The 15182-nt window shown below is 72.1% G+C and carries 18 protein-coding genes; 13 read left to right on the top strand and 5 right to left on the bottom strand.

Features of this window, described 5'->3' with window-relative positions:
- Positions 1-38: 38 nt before the first annotated feature.
- Positions 39-203 carry a hypothetical protein gene (locus tag ABZ848_RS18510; protein WP_242761045.1) on the bottom strand — a complete coding sequence of 55 codons (165 nt, stop codon included), beginning with the start codon at positions 201-203 and terminating at the stop codon, positions 39-41.
- A gap of 236 nt (positions 204-439) precedes the next feature.
- On the opposite strand from ABZ848_RS18510, the gene ABZ848_RS18505 reads away from it, so the two are divergent.
- The 4 genes from ABZ848_RS18505 (at position 440) to ABZ848_RS18490 (ending at position 4367) form a co-directional block, all read left to right on the top strand.
- Entirely contained in the window at positions 440-1654 is a 1215-nt protein-coding gene (locus ABZ848_RS18505; RefSeq protein WP_360832781.1) for an NYN domain-containing protein, read from the top strand.
- Positions 1655-1776: 122 nt separating this feature from the next.
- Positions 1777-2751 (top strand): ABC transporter ATP-binding protein, encoded by a 975-nt coding sequence (locus ABZ848_RS18500; protein ID WP_360832899.1) that lies wholly within the window; start codon positions 1777-1779, stop codon positions 2749-2751.
- Positions 2752-2815: 64 nt separating this feature from the next.
- Positions 2816-3637: an ABC transporter permease gene (locus tag ABZ848_RS18495; protein WP_360832778.1), complete on the top strand. Its 822-nt coding sequence runs from the start codon at positions 2816-2818 to the stop codon at positions 3635-3637.
- Between the two features lie 34 nt (positions 3638-3671).
- Positions 3672-4367 (top strand): AAA family ATPase, encoded by a 696-nt coding sequence (locus ABZ848_RS18490; protein WP_360832775.1) that lies wholly within the window; start codon positions 3672-3674, stop codon positions 4365-4367.
- A 139-nt stretch (positions 4368-4506) separates the two neighbouring features.
- Here the strand turns inward: ABZ848_RS18490 and ybaK are convergent, their stop codons facing one another.
- The 4 genes from ybaK to ABZ848_RS18470 form a co-directional block, all read right to left on the bottom strand.
- The gene (gene ybaK, locus ABZ848_RS18485; protein WP_360832772.1) at positions 4507-5010 is read right to left on the bottom strand and encodes a Cys-tRNA(Pro) deacylase; all 504 of its coding nucleotides are present in this window, start codon (positions 5008-5010) and stop codon (positions 4507-4509) included.
- Between the two features lie 19 nt (positions 5011-5029).
- Entirely contained in the window at positions 5030-5770 is a 741-nt protein-coding gene (locus ABZ848_RS18480; protein ID WP_360832769.1) for an LON peptidase substrate-binding domain-containing protein, read from the bottom strand.
- Positions 5771-5781: 11 nt separating this feature from the next.
- Positions 5782-6840 carry a hypothetical protein gene (locus tag ABZ848_RS18475; RefSeq protein WP_360832766.1) on the bottom strand — a complete coding sequence of 353 codons (1059 nt, stop codon included), beginning with the start codon at positions 6838-6840 and terminating at the stop codon, positions 5782-5784.
- A gap of 129 nt (positions 6841-6969) precedes the next feature.
- Positions 6970-8556 (bottom strand): oxidoreductase, encoded by a 1587-nt coding sequence (locus tag ABZ848_RS18470; protein ID WP_360832763.1) that lies wholly within the window; start codon positions 8554-8556, stop codon positions 6970-6972.
- A gap of 170 nt (positions 8557-8726) precedes the next feature.
- On the opposite strand from ABZ848_RS18470, the gene hisD reads away from it, so the two are divergent.
- From hisD to ABZ848_RS18425, 9 genes are all read left to right on the top strand, one after another.
- Entirely contained in the window at positions 8727-10070 is a 1344-nt protein-coding gene (gene hisD / locus ABZ848_RS18465) for a histidinol dehydrogenase (RefSeq protein ID WP_360832760.1), read from the top strand.
- Complete coding sequence (locus ABZ848_RS18460) at positions 10067-11182, top strand: histidinol-phosphate transaminase (RefSeq protein WP_360832757.1); 1116 nt, start codon at positions 10067-10069, stop codon at positions 11180-11182. Before hisD ends, ABZ848_RS18460 begins: the two co-directional genes overlap by 4 nt.
- A complete protein-coding gene (hisB, locus tag ABZ848_RS18455) occupies positions 11179-11772 on the top strand; it encodes an imidazoleglycerol-phosphate dehydratase HisB (RefSeq protein ID WP_030932889.1) in 594 nt (197 codons plus the stop codon). The genes ABZ848_RS18460 and hisB overlap by 4 nt, the downstream gene beginning before the upstream one ends.
- Positions 11773-11775: 3 nt before the next feature.
- Positions 11776-11940, top strand: a complete 165-nt coding sequence (locus ABZ848_RS18450; RefSeq protein WP_360832753.1) for a hypothetical protein — start codon at positions 11776-11778, stop codon at positions 11938-11940.
- Entirely contained in the window at positions 11937-12578 is a 642-nt protein-coding gene (gene hisH, locus ABZ848_RS18445) for an imidazole glycerol phosphate synthase subunit HisH (protein WP_360832751.1), read from the top strand. The genes ABZ848_RS18450 and hisH overlap by 4 nt, the downstream gene beginning before the upstream one ends.
- Before the next feature lie 3 nt (positions 12579-12581).
- Positions 12582-13307, top strand: a complete 726-nt coding sequence (gene priA, locus ABZ848_RS18440) for a bifunctional 1-(5-phosphoribosyl)-5-((5-phosphoribosylamino)methylideneamino)imidazole-4-carboxamide isomerase/phosphoribosylanthranilate isomerase PriA (RefSeq protein WP_360832748.1) — start codon at positions 12582-12584, stop codon at positions 13305-13307.
- Positions 13304-13714, top strand: coding sequence for a RidA family protein (locus tag ABZ848_RS18435; RefSeq protein WP_360832745.1), 411 nt, complete (start codon positions 13304-13306; stop codon positions 13712-13714). Before priA ends, ABZ848_RS18435 begins: the two co-directional genes overlap by 4 nt.
- Positions 13711-14466: an imidazole glycerol phosphate synthase subunit HisF gene (gene hisF, locus ABZ848_RS18430; protein WP_360832742.1), complete on the top strand. Its 756-nt coding sequence runs from the start codon at positions 13711-13713 to the stop codon at positions 14464-14466. Before ABZ848_RS18435 ends, hisF begins: the two co-directional genes overlap by 4 nt.
- Positions 14467-14588: 122 nt before the next feature.
- The gene (locus ABZ848_RS18425) at positions 14589-15176 is read left to right on the top strand and encodes a helix-turn-helix domain-containing protein (RefSeq protein ID WP_360832739.1); all 588 of its coding nucleotides are present in this window, start codon (positions 14589-14591) and stop codon (positions 15174-15176) included.
- Positions 15177-15182 lie beyond the last annotated feature (6 nt).

The raw sequence follows: 15182 nt of genomic DNA, 5'->3' as shown, positions 1-15182 counted from the left end.
CTCGTGTGCCTGGGTCTCAACAACCCGTTATGCAGATGTCAGTTGTGACCGAAGCTCTTCTGCCGGCCCTTCCGGGCCATGTCGCCCGGCGTGACCTGCGTGGCACGCTGCTCGGCCTGAGCCTCCATCGAGGTCTGCTCGGCCTGCTGCTGCCCGCGCTCGGACTGCGGCTGCTTACGGTTCTGCTTCTTGTTCTTGGCCATGGTGATCTGCCTCCTGAAGGGAATCTAGGGGCCAGGGCCGGGACCAGATTCACATAGGCTGACAAGGAGCGCATTTCGGATAATTACCGTCTGTGACATGGCTTGTCGGAGCGCGCGGGTTCCCGGCGCACCCCGAAACGCCACGCCGAAGATCGAGTTCGGGCCGTTAACCCCTGCGTAGTCGGGCAGACTCGAAGGAAGCCCGAAGCAAGCCTCCCGGGAAGAGGGTGAGTCGTGTGGACCGCTGCATCGTCCTGGTGGACGCCGGGTATCTGCTGGGGGCCGCCGCGAGTCTCCTTGCCGGGGAGCCCTCCCGCTCCCGCATCACCGTCGACCACGCCGCCCTCATCCAGGGCCTGCGCGAACGCGCCGAGTCCGACACGGAACGGCCGCTGCTGCGCATCTACTGGTTCGACGGCGCCCCCGACCGCGTCCCGCAGCCCGAGCACCGCCGGCTGCGCGTGATGCCCCGGGTGACCGTCCGGCTCGGCGCCCTGACCCGCAGCGACGGACGCTGGGCCCAGAAGGGCGTGGACGCCGCCATGCACGCCGAGCTCACCGAGCTGGCCAGAAACCGCGCCTGCTCCGACATCGTCCTGGTCACCGGCGACGGCGATCTGCTGCCGGGCATGATGGCCGCCAAGGAGCACGGCGTCGCCGTACACCTGTGGGCCGTGCAGGCGGCCGACGGGGACTACAACCAGTCCGAGGACCTGGTCGCCGAGGCCGACGAGCGGCGGGTGCTGGACCGTACGTGGATCACCAAGGCCGTACGGGCGAAGGAGCTCGGCGGGGTCTGTGCGCCGCCGCCCGCGCCGCGGCCCGAGATCGCCGCGATCCTCTCCGCGCCGCTGCCGGACTCCGCGCTCGCCCCGGCCCCCGAGCGGCCCGCCGACGAGGGCGAGCACGTGCCGGCCGCCGGGGTGTCCGAGAACGGCACGCAGGAGCGGGTGCCCGCGCCCAAGGGTGTGCCCACGCCCAAGGACCTCGCGGCCCTGCGGGCGCCGGGCGTGCAGCCCGCGCCGCAGCCCGCGAACGCGACCCTGCGCTGGTCCTCCGACAAGGGCTGGGTCGACCGCCCGGCTGCGGAGCCGCCCGAGGCCGCCTCGATGCCGACGCTCGCGCAGCTGACCACGGCCGAGCAGCGGTGGGCCGACCGGGAGGAGGACATCACCACGGTCGGCGGGGATCCGTACGAGGTCGGGCAGGTGTTCTCGCGGCGGTGGATGGAGCGCCTCGGCGACCAGAGCCACCTGCAGAAACTCTCCGGGATGTACCCGCGCATCCCGCACCGCATCGACGGCGAGCTGCTGCGCTACGCGGCCCGCTTCGGGCTGCTCGCCCACAAGGACGACCAGATCGACGAGCACGACCGTTACGCCATCCGGGCCGGGTTCTGGCGGGAGATCGACGTACGCACGGAGGCGGAGCGCGCACCCGCCGGTGAGTAGTTCTTTACCGGCGATTGTGCAGTTATGGGCCGACCCGGGAGCGGGCAGGCGCTCCCGACCCCGTACTCTCGTCCTTTGTGAGTACGCGCGTGGCACAGGCACTTCGGCAGGGTGGGGATGTCGTGTGCGCCGTGCGCGGACTGACCAAGACCTATCCGGCCGTGCGCGGGCGGCGCGGCGCGCCGGGCACGCCCGCGGTGCGGGCCACGGACGACGTACGGCTGGACATCCGGCGGGGTGAGATCTTCGGGCTGCTCGGGCCGAACGGCGCCGGCAAGTCCACCCTCGTACGGCAGCTGACCGGGCTGATGCGGCCCGACGCGGGCCGGGTCGAGATCCTCGGGCACGACATCGTGCGCCACCCGGAGCGGGCCGCGCGCATCCTCGCCTACCTCGGGCAGGAGTCCAGCGCCCTCGACGAGCTGACCGTGTCGCTGGCCGCCGAGACGACCGGGCGGCTGCGCGGCCTGGAGGCGCGGCAGGCGCGGGCCGAGCGGGACGCCGTACTCGACGAGCTCGGGCTTACGGCCATCGCCGGGCGGCCGCTGAAGAAGCTGTCCGGTGGGCAGCGCAGGCTCGCGTGTCTCGCCGCCGCGCTGGTCGGGGAGCGGCCGCTGCTGGTGCTGGACGAGCCCACCACCGGAATGGACCCGGTGGCGCGGCGGGCCGTGTGGGCGGCCGTGGACCGGCGGCGGGCCGAGCGGGGCACGACCGTGCTGCTCGTCACCCACAACGTCATCGAGGCCGAGACCGTGCTGGACCGGGTCGCCGTGCTCGACCAGGGGCGGGTGATCGCCTGCGACACCCCCGCCGGGCTCAAGGAGCAGGTCGCCGGGGAGGTCCGGGTCGAGCTGGTGTGGCGCGAGGCCGCGCCGCTGCACGTCCCGGAGGTCGCCGTGCTGCGCGAGCGGGCCGTCGAGTCCGGGCGCCGCTGGACGCTGCGGCTGGCGCCCGAGGAGGCCCGTACCGTCGTCGCCACCGTCACCGGCGGCAGCGCCTTCGCCGCGCTGGACGACTTCACGCTGGCCACGCCCAGCCTGGAGGACGTCTACCTGGCGCTGGGCGGCGCCGCGCAGCAGGGGTTGGTGAAGGCGTGAGCGGGTCGGCGGTCGTATGCGTATGGGACAGGACGACTGTCGGAGCGAGAAGGAGCAACCCGACGTGAGTGTCGTAAGCGCCGACGTCCTGCCGGGAAGCGCGCTGCCCGCCGGCGAGGAGGCCGCGGGGGTGGCCGAGCTCGGGCCGCGGGCGCGGATGTGGCCGTCGCTCGTGGCCGTGTACCGGGCGCAGCTGTCGCGCGCGCGGGTCGCGCGGATCCCGCTGCTGTTCGTGGCGACCTTCCAGTCGATCGGGATCATGATCCTGATGCGCGGGGTCGTGGACGGCGGGGGCGAGGCCGAGTCGGTGGTGGCCGGGGCCTCGGTGCTCGTGGTCGCCTTCGTCGCGCTGAACCTGCTCGCCCAGTACTTCGGGCAGCTGCGGGCCAGCGGCGGGCTCGACCACTACGCGACGCTGCCGGTGCCGCCGGCCGCCGTGGTGCTGGGCGCGGCGGGGGCGTACGCCTCCTTCACCGTGCCCGGGACCGTGGTCACCGCCGTCTTCGGGTGCGTGCTGTTCGGGCTGCCGCTCGCGCACCTGTGGGTGCTCGTGGCCGTCATCCCGCTGGCCGGGGCCGCCCTGTCCGGGCTCGGCGCGGCGCTCGGACTGCTCGCCCCGCGACCCGAACTGGCCACGCTGCTCGGCCAGTTGGGCATGTCCGCGGCGCTGCTCCTCGGCGTGCTGCCGGCCGACCGGATGCCGGAGGCCGTCCGGTTCGCCCGCGATCTGCTGCCCTCGACGTACGGCGTCGAGGCCTTCGCGCGGACCTTCGGGGACCACCCCGACTGGGCGTTCGTGCTCGGTGACCTCGCCGTCTGCGGCGTGGTCGGGGTCGTCTCGCTGGCCGTGGCCACCTGGGCGTACCGTCGGGCGGCCGTCCGGTGACGCGCCGCACAGACGGGCCTGGCACGATGTCAGGGTGACCGCACCGTTGACTCCGCCTCCGCCGCCGCATGAACAGCCCCCGCACAACGCGTGGCAGCCACCGGCCGCCGGGTACGTGGCCCCCGCGCCCCACGACGCCGTGTGGGACGGCAGCTACGGCCAGGACGGGCCGGGAATGAAGAGGGAACTGATGGAGGCGGCCGTGGTCACCGTGGCGGTGGCGGTCGCCGGCGTGCTGCTGGGGCTGCTGTGGTGGTGGCTGGCACCGCATGTGCCGCTGGTCGGGGACGTGGTCGACAAGAGCTGGGTCGTCTATCTCTCGGACAGCGAGGGCGAGCAGGCGATCGGCGTGGACGGAACGTTCACGCTGCTGGCGCTGGCCTTCGGCCTGGTGAGCGCGCTGGTGGTGTTCCTCGTGCGCAGGCGCGGGGGAGTGCCGCTGGTGGTGGCGCTCGGTGTCGGCGGGCTGCTGGCGTCGCTGCTCGCCTGGCGGCTGGGCGTGTGGCTCGGGCCCACGCACGACGTGATCGCGCACGCCAAGCAGGTGGGCAAGGGCGTCACCTTCTCGGCGCCGCTGAAGCTGGGCGCGATGGCCGCGCTGCTGGCGTGGCCGATGGCCGCGCTGCTGGTGCACCTCGGCCTGATGGCACTGTTCGGGCCCCGCGATCCGGAGCCGTATCAGCAGCAGGGTCCCGCGCCCAAGGATCCGTACGGGGCCCCGCTGCAGTAGTCACGCCGGACGGTGGCCGTGGTTGGAACGGCCCTTCTTGATACGCCACTTGCGTTTCCGCGTTTTCTTCGACATGTCCCTCGTACTTAACCGAGGGATCATCGGCCGTCGAGGGGTCACGCACGCCGAAGGCGCCGGTTCACGCACGCCCGATGGGCGCCAGCACCGCCTCCGTGAGCTTCGCGAGGTCCTCGGGGGCGAGTTCGACCTCCAGGCCCCGGCGGCCCGCCGAGACGCAGATCGTGGCGTGGGCTGACGCGGAGGCGTCGAGCACCGTCGGGAGCTTCTTGCGCTGGCCCAGCGGCGAGATGCCGCCCCGGACATAGCCCGTGGTGCGCTCGGCCAGCGCCGGGTCCGCCATCGCGGCGCGCTTGCCGCCGACCGCCGTGGCCAGGGCCTTGAGGTCCAGGGAGCCGGCCACCGGGACGACGGCCACGGTCAGGCTCCCGTCGACGTCGGCCACCAGCGTCTTGAACACCCGCTCCGGCGACACCCCCATCGCCTCGGCCGCCTCCTCGCCGTAGGACGGGTGGGCGGGGTCGTGGTCGTAGGAGTGGACGGTGTACGCCACTCCCGCGGAGGTCAGCGCCACCGTCGCCGGCGTGCCGCCCTGCTGCTGGCTCTTCTTCGGCTTCTTCGCCATACCGGCCTTCGCGGTCCCGTCAGTTGAGGCTCGTCCGGCCACGCGTCAGGTCCGACGCGGGCAGTGACGGCAGGTTACGGATGATGGCCGTCTCGGAGCGAAGGAGTTTCAGCTCGTCGCGCAGCCGGGACGCGGTGTCCGGGGCCTGGAGCAGACGCTGCTTGGTGGGGGTGTCCAGCATCATCGCCGCGGCCACCAGGTAGGAGACGACCGAGGGCTCGTCGGGGAGGTCGGCGCCCGTCGACAGGGACCGTTCCCGCGCGCCCGCCAGCCGCTTCTGGTACTGCCGGAAGGCCCGCAGCACGCCCTCGGCCAGGGCGCCCGCCTCGTCGCCCGGATCCTCCGGGAGCTCCTCCAGCTCGGCCGTGAGGAAGGCGCCCGAGGCGTCGACCGACCGCACGCGCACCCGCGTCGTGCCCGTCGCCAGCACCTCGAAGGTGCCGTCCGGCCGTTCGCGGATCGTCGCCGCGTCCGCCACACAGCCCACGCCGTGGAAGGACTTCGCGGGGTCGGTGCCGAAGCCCGCGGTGGGGCCCCGGTCGGGCAGGGCGGTCGGATCGGGCATGCCGGGGGCGCTCGGGGCCACCTCGTGGCCGTCGCGGATCGCCACGACGGCGAATCGGCGCGGTTCCTCCTCGGGGGTCTTGAGCAACTCGCGCATCATGGCGCGGTAGCGCTCCTCGAAGACGTTCAGCGGAAGCACCAGCCCCGGGAACAGCACCGAGTTCAGGGGGAAGAGCGGTAGACGGACGGTGGTCACGGCGCAAGAGCCTAATGGTCGCCGGAGCGGACGCGTCCGCCGCGCTCACTCCGTGGATTCCCGGCCGCGTACGCGGGGTCCGCCGCACGGGCCCGGATCTCGGCCCGCGTCCGCAGGAAAAGGGCCAGCGGATCGTCCGACAGATGGTCCCAGGGGAACGACGTGGCGTACGGCCCGATCAGCCGCAGCTGGGCGAGGGCCTCCGGAAAACGCTCCAGGCGTACGAGGACGTAGAGCAGTTTGTTGCGCAGCTCCGCCGGCCACAGGTCCGCCGCCGGGAAGCGCGCCGACAGCGCGATCGCCCGGTCGGCCGCCGCGTCCAGCCGCTCCAGCGGTACGTCCGCCCCGCAGCCGTCGGTGAGATAGGACAGGGCCGCCCGCGCGGGCAGCGCCTGGATCAGGGAGTCGGGCGGGGCGTCCTGTGCGGCCAGGTCGGCGAAGTCGAAGCACTCGCGGTGCGAGCCGTGCCAGGAGGCGGCGAGGTAGCGCAGGGCGGCGACATGGCAGCCGTAGTGGTGCGGGGCGCGGCGCAGGGCCGCCTCCCACAACTCGCCGAAGTACTTGTGGCCGGCACGGGCCCCGCGCGCGTGGTCCAGCGCGATCCGCCACGGCACCGGGTCGCGGTCGTCGGTGCGGGCCGCGGCCGTGATGAGCGGGCTCACCTCGCGCAGCAGCTCGGAGCGGGCCGGGGAGCCCCAGGCCCGGTCCACGGCGAGCTGGGCGCCGAGCAGCCGCACGTCCGGGTCGCGGGGCGCCGCCGCCGTCCACAGCTCCAGCCACTCGGCGCGCGAGCGGGCGAAGGCCGTGAGCCGTCTCGTGTAGCGGTCCCGCAGCTCCCAGGCGGCATGCGCGCGCGTAGCGGCGAGCAGTTCCGCCGCGGGCCGGTGGTCGCCGCGCGCGGCCGCGACCAGTACGGGGGCGAGCCGCTCGTCGGGTGCGTCGAGCAGCACCTCGTCGTCGGCGGGCAGCCCGGAGGGACCGACGGCGGGGACGTCGGCCTGGCGCGGCGCGGTCCGAGGGGTCCGGGCGGCGCGGCTGAAGGGGGGCAGCAGAGCCATGGTGTCGACCATTGAAAGACCGCAGGTCAGCCGAGCGCCAGTCGGAAGGGACAACTCATGGAAAGTTGTATGGCGGCCGGTCAAGGGCGGGCAAAGGTCACATGTTCAACAACTGGACGAGGTGTGTACGTTCGGTGATGATCAGTTACGGCGCAGCAGCCGGGTCGCCCCCGCGGCCACCGTCGTCGCCAGGATCCAGCCCAGCAGGATCAGCGCCGCGGCCAGCCACTGCCAGCCCCCGTTCAGCCGCCAGACCCCGACCTGGCCCAGGTCGATGACCGGCAGCAGCAGGTCAAGGGCGAACAGCGCCGGGTTCCACTGCGGATGCTGACCGGGCTGCACCGCCGGATGGCTCGCGTGCGCGAAGGCCAGCGAGCCCGCCGCCCACAGCACCGCCATCCACACCGCGGCCCGCCCCGGCCGGTACCCGTAGGCCACCGTCCAGTCCTGCACGTACCCCCACGACTTGGCGGCCAGCGGCAGACTCTCCCGGCGCCGGCGCTGCTTGGCGAGCAGCACCTCGCGCGCGTCCTCGTCCTCGCCGCCCTCCCGCAGCACGGCGGCCAGCCGCTCGTACGGCTCCGGGTTGTACTCGGCGGTCGCCGCCGCCACCCAGTCCAGCCGCTCCTCCAGCGGGAAGGGCCCCTGCGGTACGAGGTTCTCGTACTGGAAGCCGCCCATGTGCAGGTTGCCCGGTCCCGGCCAGGCGCTCGTCCGGTCGACCAGGTTGACGACGCGGGCGCCGGACAGGATCACCTTGCCGCGCTGCGGCCGCTCGCCGAGGAAGCGCAGCTCGGGGGTCTGCACGCGGCGCAGGGACAGCTCCTGGTCGTCGGTGAAGGCGAACCGGGCCCGCTCCAGGTCGACCGCGTCCTCGAACCGTCCGTCGTCCAGCCGCACCCCGCCCTGGCACTCGAAGCGCTGGATCCGCGTCCCGCGCGCGGGTGTCGCACCGCTGCGCATCGAGGCGCCGACGCCCGCCGGGGTCAGGTACAGCGTGCGTCCGACGGTCAGCTGCGGGGCGTTCAGCGCGAGCCTGCCGTAGGGGTTGGCCAGCCGGGCGCCGCGCAGGCTCAGCGACACGCCGATCTTCGCGCTGCGCAGGCTGAGCTCCCCGTGCGACTCCAGGAGCTCGGCCTGCAGGTCCTGGCCCACGCTCATGCCGTCGGCGGCGATCGAGCGGCCGCTGCGGTCGCGGTAGACGGTGGCCTGGTTGAGCATCAGGTCCGTGCCGATGTGCGCGTCGGTGAGCCGTACGCCGTTGTGGAAGCGGCAGCGGGGCAGGTGCAGATCGCCCTCGGTGTGCACCCGGGCCGCCTCCAGGCGGGGCACCGAGCAGTCGACCATGCGCACCGTCGTGAACCGGGCCTCCGGCAGCAGCACCTCGCGCTCGAAGCGGCAGCCGCGCAGCTCGACGTAGGGCACGACCATGCCGCCCGCGAGGTCCATCGTGCCGCTGATCTGCACCCCGCGGAGCTTCAGCGAGGAGACCCGGCCGGCCAGCGCGGGCGGGCCGTCCAGCAGCAGCCAGCACACGATCCGCGCCCGCACGGTCCGCTCGGGGCCCCAGGGATGCCCGCCGTGCGGATCGTCGACGGTGGTGTCGCCGCTGCTCAGGTCGTACACGCTGCCGTTGCGGAAGGCCTGCCACATGCCGGCCTCGGCGGCGGTCAGATCGTCCGGCAGATCCCCGGCGTCTCCGGCGCGGAGGCCGGCCCCCTCGGTCACAACTCCTCCAGTCCCGTGTTCGCACACCCGTTCATGCCCGCTGTGTCATGCCCGCTGTGTGACGCCCCGAACGCTAGACATGAAGGCGATCTTCCGGGTTCCAGGTCGTTCTGTATCAGCCATTGATACGCGCGGACGACGGTCGAACCCGGTCTGAGAGAATTGACGGCGTGATCTCCCGAATCGATCTGCGCGGCGACGCCCTCCCCGAAGGGCCCGCCCTGCGCGACCTGCTGCCCCGAGCCGACTTCGACGTTCAGGCCGCCCTGGAGAAGGTGCGTCCGATCTGCGAGGCCGTGCATCATCGGGGCGACGCGGCGCTGATCGACTTCGCGGAGAAGTTCGACGGGGTCCGGCTGGACCGGGTGCGGGTGCCCGTGGAGGCGCTCGCGAAGGCCCTGGAAGAGCTCGACCCGGCCGTGCGCGCGGCCCTGGAGGAGTCCATCCGGCGCGCCCGTCTCGTCCACCGCGAGCAGCGCCGTACGACCCACACCACACAGGTCGTGCCCGGCGGTTCCGTCACCGAGAAGTGGGTGCCGGTGGAGCGGGTGGGGCTGTACGCGCCCGGCGGGCGGTCGGTCTACCCGTCGTCCGTGGTCATGAACGTCGTGCCCGCGCAGGAAGCGGGGGTCGAGTCCATCGCGCTCGCCTCGCCCGCGCAGGCCCCCGCTTTTGAAAACGATCCAGCCGGCGGGCTGCCGCACCCGACGATCCTCGCCGCGTGCGCGCTGCTCGGCGTCGACGAGGTGTACGCGGCCGGCGGCGCCACCGCCGTCGCGATGTTCGCGCACGGCACCGAGTCCTGCCCGCCCGCCAACATGGTCACCGGGCCCGGCAACATCTGGGTCGCCGCCGCCAAGCGCTACTTCACCGGCAAGATCGGCATCGACGCCGAGGCCGGTCCGACCGAGATCGCGATCCTCGCGGACGACACGGCCGACCCGGTGCACGTCGCCTCCGACCTGATCAGCCAGGCCGAGCACGACCCGCTGGCCGCCGCCGTCCTGGTCACCGACTCCGTGGCGCTCGCGGACGCGGTCGAGAAGGAGCTGGAGCCGCAGGTCGCGGCCACCAAGCACATCGAGGACCGGATCCGCCCCGCGCTCGCGGGCCGCCAGTCCGCGATCGTCCTCGTCGACGGCGTCGAGGAGGGCCTTCGGGTCGTCGACGCGTACGGCGCCGAGCACCTGGAGATCCAGACGGCGGACGCCGCTGCCGTGGCCGACCGGGTCCGCAATGCCGGCGCGATCTTCATCGGTCCCTGGGCGCCGGTCTCGCTGGGCGACTACGCGGCCGGCTCCAACCACGTGCTCCCGACCGGCGGTTGCGCCTGCCACTCGTCCGGCCTGTCCGTCCAGTCCTTCCTGCGCGGCATCCACATCGTCGACTACACGAAGGACGCGCTGGCCGAGGTCGCGCACCATGTGGTGACGCTGGCGGAGGCGGAGGACCTGCCCGCGCACGGCGCGGCGGTCAAGGCGAGGTTCGGATGGAAGGTACCGACGAGCAAGTGACCGGCATCGACGATCTCCCCGTACGGGACGAGCTGCGCGGCAAGTCCCCTTATGGCGCGCCCCAGTTGGACGTCCCCGTACGGCTGAACACCAACGAGAACCCCTACCCGCTGCCCGAGCCGCTGGTCGAGCGCATCGCCGAGCGGGTCCGCGAGGCCGCCCGCGACCTCAACCGCTACCCGGACCGGGACGCGGTGGAGCTGCGCACACAGCTCGCCAAGTACCTCAGCGACACCTCCGGCCACGAGGTCGGCCTGGCCAACGTCTGGGCCGCCAACGGCTCCAACGAGGTCATCCAGCAGCTGCTGCAGACCTTCGGCGGACCCGGCCGTACCGCCATCGGCTTCGAGCCGTCGTACTCGATGCACGCGCTCATCTCGCGCGGCACCGGCACCGGCTGGATCTCCGGGCCGCGCAACGAGGACTTCACGATCGACCTCGCCGCCGCGGAGCAGGCGATCGCCGAGCACCGGCCGGACGTCGTCTTCATCACCACGCCCAACAACCCCACGGGCAACGCGGTGCCGCGCGAGACGGTCCTCGCGCTGTACGAGGCCGCGCAGGCGGCGAAGCCGTCGATGGTGGTCGTGGACGAGGCCTACATCGAGTTCAGCCACGGCGACTCGCTGCTGCCGCTGATCGAAGGCCGGCCGAATCTCGTCGTCTCCCGGACCATGTCCAAGGCGTTCGGGGCCGCCGGCCTGCGCCTCGGCTATCTCGCCGCGCACCCGGCCGTCGTCGACGCCGTCCAGCTCGTACGGCTGCCGTACCACCTGTCGGCCGTCACGCAGGCGACCGCGCTGGCCGCGCTGGAGCACACCGACACACTGCTGAAGTACGTCGAGCAGCTGAAGAGCGAGCGGGACCGGCTGGTGAGCGAGCTGCGCGCGATCGGGTACGAGGTCGTGGAGTCCGACGCGAACTTCGTGCAGTTCGGCCGGTTCGAGGACGAGGGCGGCTCGCACGCGGCCTGGCAGAAGATCCTCGACCGCGGTGTGCTGGTCCGGGACAACGGCATTCCGGGGTGGCTGCGGGTGTCCGCCGGAACCCCGGAGGAGAACGACGCGTTCCTCGACGCGGTCCGTGAACTGAAGAAGGAGCAGAGCGCATGAGCCGCGTAGGACGCGTGGAGCGAGTCACCAAGGAGACGTCGGTGCTCGTCGAGATCGATCTCGACGGCAGCGGCAAGGTCGATGTGTCGACGGGCGTCGGCTTCTACGACCACATGCTCGACCAGCTCGGCCGGCACGGTCTGTTCGACCTGACCGTGAAGACCGAGGGCGACCTGCACATCGACTCGCACCACACCATCGAGGACACCGCCCTCGCGCTCGGCGCCGCCTTCAAGCAGGCGCTCGGCGACAAGGTGGGGATCTACCGGTTCGGGAACTGCACGGTCCCGCTGGACGAGTCGCTCGCCCAGGTGACCGTCGACCTGTCCGGCCGCCCCTACCTCGTGCACACCGAGCCCGAGAACATGGCGCCGATGATCGGCGAGTACGACACGACGATGACCCGGCACATCCTGGAGTCCTTCGTCGCCCAGGCCCAGATCGCGCTGCACGTGCACGTGCCGTACGGTCGAAACGCCCACCACATCGTGGAGTGCCAGTTCAAGGCGCTGGCGCGGGCGCTGCGGTACGCGTCCGAGCGCGACCCGCGCGCGGCCGGCATCCTTCCCTCCACGAAGGGTGCGCTGTAAGCCATGAACGGGCTGTCCACCGTACTGATCGTCGTCGGCCTTTTCCTCGTCGGCGGCATCATCTCCTTCGTCAAGCAGGGGATGCCGAAGGGCCTGATCGTGCTGCTCTCCATCAGCGCCGCGTTCTGCCTGGTCGCCGGTGTCCTCAGGCTGGAGGTGTGGAGTTGAGCGCACCCAAGAAGGTCGTCGTCTTCGACTACGGCTTCGGGAACGTGCGGTCCGCCGAGCGCGCCCTCGCCCGCACCGGCGCGGACGTCGAGATAACGCGCGACTTCGACAAGGCGATGAACGCCGACGGCCTGCTGGTGCCGGGCGTCGGCGCGTTCGCCGCCTGTATGCAGGGGCTCAAGGAGGCGCGCGGCGACTGGATCGTCGACCGGCGGCTGTCCGGCGGGCGTCCCGTCATGGGCATCTGCGTCGGCATGCAGATCCTCTTCGCGCGCGGCATCGAGCACGGAGTGGAGACCGAGGGCCTCGACGAGTGGCCCGGCTCGGTCGAACCGCTGCAGGCCGAGATCGTGCCCCACATGGGCTGGAACACCGTCGAGGCGCCGGCCGACTCCGAGCTGTTCGCCGGCCTGGACGCGGACGCGCGCTTCTACTTCGTGCACTCCTACGCCGTGCACGACTGGTCGCTGGAGATCCACAACCCGGCCATGCGCGCGCCCAGGGTGACCTGGTCGACGCACGGCAAGCCGTTCGTGGCCGCCGTGGAGAACGGCGCCCTGTGGGCCACCCAGTTCCACCCCGAGAAGTCCGGCGACGCCGGAGCGCAGCTGCTCACCAACTGGATCGGAACCCTGTAGACCATGGCCAAGCTCGAACTCCTCCCCGCCGTCGACGTCCGTGACGGCCAGGCCGTCCGCCTCGTGCACGGCGAGTCCGGGACCGAGACCTCCTACGGCTCCCCGCTGGAGGCCGCCCTCGCCTGGCAGCGCGCCGGCGCCGAGTGGCTGCACCTGGTCGACCTGGACGCCGCGTTCGGCACCGGCGACAACCGGGCGCTGATCGCCGAGGTCACCAACGCGATGGACATCAAGGTGGAGCTGTCCGGCGGCATCCGCGACGACGACACGCTCGCCGCCGCCCTGGCCACCGGCTGCACCCGGGTGAACCTCGGCACGGCCGCCCTGGAGACCCCGGAGTGGGTCGCCAAGGTCATCGCCGAGCACGGCGACAAGATCGCGGTGGGCCTGGACGTACGCGGCACCACGCTGCGCGGCCGCGGCTGGACCCGCGACGGCGGCGACCTCTACGAGACGCTGGAGCGCCTCAACAAGGAGGGCTGCGCCCGGTACGTCGTCACCGACATCGCCAAGGACGGCACGCTCCAGGGCCCGAACCTGGAGCTGCTGAAGAACGTCTGCGCGGCCACCGACCGCCCGGTCGTGGCCTCCGGCGGCGTGTCGTCGCTCGACGACCTGCGTGCCATCGCCGAGCTGGTACCCCTCGGTGTCGAGGGCTCCATTGTCGGGAAGGCCCTGTACGCGAAGGCGTTCACCCTGGAAGAGGCCCTGGAGGCGGTAGCCAAGTGAGCGACGTACGACGGGTGGCGAGCGGCGCGCCCTGGGAGGACGCGTTCGGCTACTCCCGCGCGGTGGAGCTGCCGAACGGCCTGGTCCTGGTCTCCGGCTGCACCTCCATAGTGGACGGCGAGATCGCCGGGGGCGGCCCGTACGAGCAGGCGGTCAACGCCTTCAACGTCGCGCTGGCGGCCCTCGCGCAGGTGGGGCTCGGCCGCGACGACGTCGTACGCACGCGCATGTACATCACGCATGCCCGGGACGTCGAGGAGGTCGGGCGTGCCCACAAGGAGCTGTTCGACACCGTCCGGCCCGCCGCATCGATGATCATCGTCTCCGGTTTCGTGGACCCCAGCCTGGTCGTCGAGGTCGAGGTGGAGGCGTACCGCCCCGGCGGAGAGCACGGAGTGTCCGCATGACCCTGGCCGTACGAGTCATCCCCTGCCTGGACGTGGACAACGGCCGGGTCGTCAAGGGCGTCAACTTCCAGAACCTGCGCGACGCGGGCGACCCCGTCGAGATGGCCAAGGTGTACGACGCCGAGGGCGCCGACGAGCTGACGTTCCTGGACATCACCGCGTCCTCGGGCAACCGCGAGACGACGTACGACGTGGTGCGCCGCACGGCCGAGCAGGTGTTCATCCCGTTGACGGTCGGCGGCGGTGTGCGCACGGCCGAGGACGTGGACAAGCTGCTGCGGGCCGGCGCGGACAAGGTGGGCGTGAACACGGCGGCGATCGCGCGCCCCGACCTGATCCGTGAGATCGCGGAACGCTTCGGCCGGCAGGTGCTGGTGCTGTCCGTGGACGCGCGGCGCACCGAGTCGGGGTCCTTCGAGGTGACGACGCACGGCGGCCGCCAGGGCACCGGCATCGACGCGGTCGAGTGGGCGCACCGGGCCGCGGAGCTGGGGGCGGGCGAGATCCTGCTCAACTCCATGGACGCGGACGGCACGAAGGACGGCTACGACCTGGAGATGATCGCGGCGGTCCGCAAGCACGTGACGGTCCCCGTGATCGCGTCGGGCGGGGCGGGCGAGCTGGCCCACTTCCCGCCGGCGATCGGGGCGGGCGCGGACGCGGTGCTGGCGGCGTCGGTGTTCCACTTCGGCGACCTGCGGATCGGGGAAGTGAAGCGGGCGCTGAGGGACGCGGGGCATCCGGTGCGGTGACGCGTTTGGTGGCGGTGTAAGCCCCGGTCGCCTGGTGGCCGGGGCTTACTCATGGGCAGATGCGAAAGAGAAGTTGCGCAAAATCCGTTGTGCAATTTTTCTTTCGCATCTACGGTGAGGGCATGGCAAGCAAGGAGAACCGCCGCATCACCGATGTGGGCACGCTCAAGGCGCTCGCGCATCCACTGCGCATGAAGCTCTACCGGCTGCTGTTCGTGGCCGAGGCCGCGACGGCCTCGCAGCTTGCCGAGCAGGTCGACGAGGCCGTCTCGCTGGTCAGCTACCACCTGCGCAAGCTCGCCGACCACGGACTCGTCGAGGAGGCCGAGCCGCGCAGCGCCGATGCGCGGGAGCGCTGGTGGCAGCCGGCCTCGGAGGGCGTCAGCGTCCGGGACGAGGACTTCCAGGACGCGCCGGAGAAGGTCGCGGCCCACCTCGCGGCCTCGCGGCTCTTCCAGGAGCAGCGCTCCGAGATGTACCGCCGCTACCTCGACGAGCGCGCCCACTGGGGCGCGGAGTGGAACGAGGCCGCGCACGACTCGGAGTCGCTCCTGCGGCTGACGGCGGGCGAACTGGCCGAGCTCAAGAAGGAACTGCTCGATGTGCTCAAGAAGTACGACGAGCGGACACGCGCGCGTGAGGCGGCCGGCGAGACCGAGGGCCGTGAGCACGTGGCACTGCACCTGTACGGATTCCCGTTCCGAGTCTGAGAGAGG

The sequence above is a fragment of the Streptomyces sp. NPDC047081 genome (assembly GCF_040643775.1).
GTDB lineage: Bacteria > Actinomycetota > Actinomycetes > Streptomycetales > Streptomycetaceae > Streptomyces.
This window is presented reverse-complemented; position numbering and strand designations above follow the sequence as displayed.